The following is a 3,845-nucleotide window of genomic DNA, read 5'->3' on the forward strand; positions in this document are numbered from 1 at the left end:
CGTCCCTCGTTCCGGCGTGACGAGCGGCGTGATGAGCGTGGGCCGCGTCGCGATGACGACCGGGGTGGGTTCCGGCGCGATGAGCGGCCCTCGTTCCGGCGTGACGAGCGGCGTGATGACCGCGGGCCGCGTCGTGACGATGACCGGGGTGGGTTCCGGCGCGATGAGCGGCCCTCGTTCCGGCGTGATGACCGGCGTGATGAGCGTGGGCCCCGTCGTGATGACGACCGGGGTGGTTTCCGGCGTGACGACCGTGGTGGGCGGCCCGCCGGTGGGGGTTACGGGCGTCGGGACGACCGGGACCGTGACCGGCAGGGTGGCGGCTACCGGGGGCGGGATGACCGCTCGCGTGGCGGTGGCTACGGGCGTCGTGACGACCGGGACCGTGACCGCGTCGAGCGGGAGCCGGTGAAGCGGCTGCCCATCCCCGACGACGTGACCGGCGAGGAGATCGACGCGGACGTGCGGCAGGAGCTCATGAGCCTGCCGAAGACGCTCGCCGAGGACGTCGCCCGCAACCTCGTCATGGTGGCCAAGCTGCTGGACGAGGACGCGGAGCAGGCGTACGGCTACTCGCGGGTGGCCCTGCGGCTCGCCTCGCGCGTCGCCGCCGTCCGGGAGGCCGCCGGATTCGCTTCGTACGCGACCGCCCGGTACTCCGAGGCGCTGGCCGAGTTCCGGGCCGCGCGCCGGATGACCGGTTCCGTCGAGCTGTGGCCCGTGATGGCGGACTGCGAGCGCGGCATGGGCCGTCCGGAGCGGGCGCTGGCCATGGCCGGCGAGCCCGAGGTGCAGAAGCTCGACAAGGCCGGGCAGGTGGAGATGCGCCTGGTGGCCGCCGGTGCCCGTAAGGACATGGGTCAGGCCGAGGCCGCCGTCGTCACGCTGCAGAGCCCCGAGCTGGCGTCGAACTCCGTGCAGCCCTGGACGGCCCGTCTGCGGTACGCCTACGCCGACGCGCTGCTCGATGTCGGCCGTGAGGCCGAGGCCCGTGAGTGGTTCGCCAAGGCCCTGGAGGCCGACCAGGGCGGCACGACCAACGCCTCCGACCGGCTCGCCGAGCTCGACGGTGTCGAGTTCACCGACGTCCTGGCCGACGTCGAGGAGGCGGAGGACGTCAAGGACGCCGAGGACGCGGTGATCGAGGCCGCCGAGGAGGCGGACGACGTGGCGGACGACGCTGCCGGGGAGGCCGCTGACGCGGTGGTCGAGGGCGGCTCCGAGGCTCCGGTCGAGAAGGCCGCGGATGAGAAGGCTCCGGTCGAGAAGGCCGACGAGCCGGGTGGCGAGGCCGGCGAGGGCGGCGACGCGCGCTGAGGCGTTGAGACGCTCGTCTGAACGGTGGTGGGGTGGTACCCGTACGGGTACCACCCCACCACCGTTTTCCCGTGTGCGGTCAGTCCAGGGTGAGGCTGCGCAGGACCAGGCCCGTCGCCGGCTTGGGGCCGAAGGAGGTCGACTTGCGCGGCATCGTCACGCCCTGGGCGGCGAGCTCGTGGACGACCTCTTCGCGGACCGGGTGCATCAGCACGGCCGTACCGCCGTGGCGCTCCGCCTGTTCGACGGCCGCGGCCGTGTCGTGGATGTAGCCGATGTGCTCGGGGTCGTCGCTCACCCGCCACACGTGCTCCAGCAGCACCGAGTGCAGCACGGTGGCGTCGAGCTCGCGCCACGCCCGTGGGCGGTCGGCGGGGACCGTGCGGGTCAGCAGGTCCGGGTCCGGGCGGTCCAGGAGGTGGTAGCGGCCGTCGCCCGCGAGCAGGAAGGCGTTGCCGTGTTCGTCGGCGGCGGAGGCCTCGGCCAGGGCTTCCAGGGCCTCCGGGAGGGGCACGTCCAGGGTGCGGACGCGGAAGGCGGTCGCCGCGGCCGTCAGCGCGTCGGCGACCGGCAGGCGGTGCAGCAGGCGGTGGATGGCCCTGACACGCAGCGGGTAGCGGGCGGTGTCCACGAGCAGGACGAGGCCGAAGTCCCAGGGGCCCGGCGCCGGCTGTTCTGCGCGCAGCCGCTGGTAGGTGGCCCAGCGGTGGTGGCCGTCGGCGATGAGGGCCCGGTGGCGGGAGAGGTCGTCGCCGATGCGGGCCAGGTCCTCGGGCTCCGTCACGGACCAGAGGCGGTGGGCGAAGCCGTCGTCCGTGGTGGTGGAGAGGAGGGGGGTGGTGTCCGTGACACTTTCGATGACGGCTGCCGCGCCGGTCGGCGTGCCGTCGCTCCGGTAGGCGAAGAGCAGCGGCTCCAGGTTGGCGCCGGTGTCCCGCATCAGGGCCGCGCGGTCCTCGACGATGTGCGGCATGACGTCCTCGTGGGGGAGGACGACGCCCTCCTCGCGGGGGGTGAGGCGCAGTGCGCCGATGAGGCCGCGCTGGAGTATGCCGTCGCCGCGTTGCTCGTACACGTAGAGCGCGGGTTCCGGGTCCGGGGCGAGGATGCGCTCCTCCTGCCAGCGGCGGAGGGTGTCGGCGGCCCGGCGGTGCCGGTCGGCGGCGGTGGCGGCCTGCGGGAGGATCAGCCGGACGATGTTGTGCGGATCGGCGGTCTCCAGGTGGCGCAGCCCGTCCGGCCGGACGACGACGTCGTACGGTGGCGAGGTCACGGCCGCGAGGCTGCCCACCCGTTCGGGTACGTAGCGCAGACCTCGGAAGGGGGCGAGTCGGAGGCCGTGCCCCGCGGGATCCGGATTGCTCATCAGTAAATGTTATGCCTCCTGGTCGGATGAGCAATGATCGAGACAGAGACGAACAGCACAAGGAGCGAACTCCGTATGAACGAGAGCGTCCGGATGCGGCCCGCCGGCAGCGAGCGACCGCTGAGCGAGGCCTATGACACCGCCCTGCTGGATCTCGACGGGGTGGTCTACGCCGGTGGCGAGGCCATCCCGCACGCCGTCGCGTCGCTGGAGGCGGCGCGGAAGGGCGGGATGCACCTGGCGTACGTGACGAACAACGCGGCCCGGACGCCCGAGACGGTGGCGGGGCACCTGACCGAACTGGGGATCCCGGCCGAGCCCGGCGATGTCATCAACTCCGCTCAGGCGGTGTCCCGGCTGATAGCGGAGCAGCTGCCGGCGGGGTCGCGGGTGCTGGTGATCGGGGCCGAGGGGCTGCGGGTCGCGTTGCGGGAGCGGGGGCTGGTGCCCGTCGACTCCGTGGACGACGATCCGGCCGCCGTCGCGCAGGGGTACGGCGGGCCTGATATGCCGTGGTCGCGGCTGATGGAGGCGTCGTACGCGGTGGCGCGTGGGCTGCCGTGGTTCGCTTCCAATACGGACCTGACGATTCCGAGCGGTCGGGGGATCGCGCCTGGGAACGGTGCTGCCGTGGAGGTCGTGAAGATCGCTACCGGGCGGACGCCGCAAGTCGCTGGGAAGCCGCTGCCTCCCATGCATCGGGAGACCGTGTTGCGGACGGGGGCCGAGCGGCCGCTGGTGGTCGGGGACCGGCTCGATACGGATATCGAGGGGGCTCATGCGGGGGGTGTCGACTCGTTGTTGGTGCTTACCGGGGTGACCACGGTGCGTGAGGTTTTGGCTGCTCGGCCGGAGCATCGGGCGACTTATGTCGCTGAGGATTTGCGGGGGTTGTTGGAGGTGCAGCCTGTCGTCGACGTGGTCGACGGGGGCGACGGGGGGTTTCGGTGTGGGGTGGATCGCCGCCGTGCGGGATGGGGTGTTCACCCTTGACGGTGAGGGTGAGCGTGTTGATGGGTTGCGGGCGTTGTGTGCCGCGGCTTGGAGCGAGGCGGGGGATGGGGTTTGTGGTGCGGATGCGGGGGGTGTGCTGGGCCGCTTGGGCTGGTAGGGGTGCCCCAGTCCCGCCCTTTCGCCGTTTCGGGGGGGGGGGGGGGGGGGG

General features: G+C 72.5%; 3 protein-coding genes and 1 pseudogene. 3 read left to right on the plus strand and 1 reads right to left on the minus strand.

Annotated elements, in window-relative coordinates; all coding sequences use genetic code 11:
• Window positions 1-37 precede the first annotated feature (37 nt).
• A complete protein-coding gene (locus ACSNOK_RS31535; protein WP_436784219.1) occupies window positions 38-412 on the plus strand; it encodes a hypothetical protein in 375 nt (124 codons plus the stop codon).
• A gap of 50 nt (window positions 413-462) precedes the next feature.
• Window positions 463-1,317, plus strand: a complete 855-nt coding sequence (locus tag ACSNOK_RS31540) for a hypothetical protein (protein WP_436784221.1) — start codon at window positions 463-465, stop codon at window positions 1,315-1,317.
• A gap of 79 nt (window positions 1,318-1,396) precedes the next feature.
• Here the strand turns inward: ACSNOK_RS31540 and ACSNOK_RS31545 are convergent, their stop codons facing one another.
• Complete coding sequence (locus ACSNOK_RS31545; RefSeq protein WP_436784220.1) at window positions 1,397-2,683, minus strand: DUF1015 family protein; 1,287 nt, start codon at window positions 2,681-2,683, stop codon at window positions 1,397-1,399.
• Window positions 2,684-2,758: 75 nt separating this feature from the next.
• On the opposite strand from ACSNOK_RS31545, the pseudogene ACSNOK_RS31550 reads away from it, so the two are divergent.
• Window positions 2,759-3,794 (plus strand): annotated as a pseudogene (locus ACSNOK_RS31550) (HAD-IIA family hydrolase).
• Window positions 3,795-3,845 lie beyond the last annotated feature (51 nt).

Origin of the sequence: Streptomyces sp. URMC 126, assembly GCF_051386555.1 — a bacterium.
Classification (GTDB): Bacteria; Actinomycetota; Actinomycetes; order Streptomycetales; family Streptomycetaceae; genus Streptomyces.

Excerpts from the sequence above, each read along its gene's own strand:
- ACSNOK_RS31545 (WP_436784220.1), bottom strand. The coding sequence starts at position 2,683 with ATGAGCAATCCGGATCCCGCGGGGCACGGCCTCCGACTCGCCCCCTTC.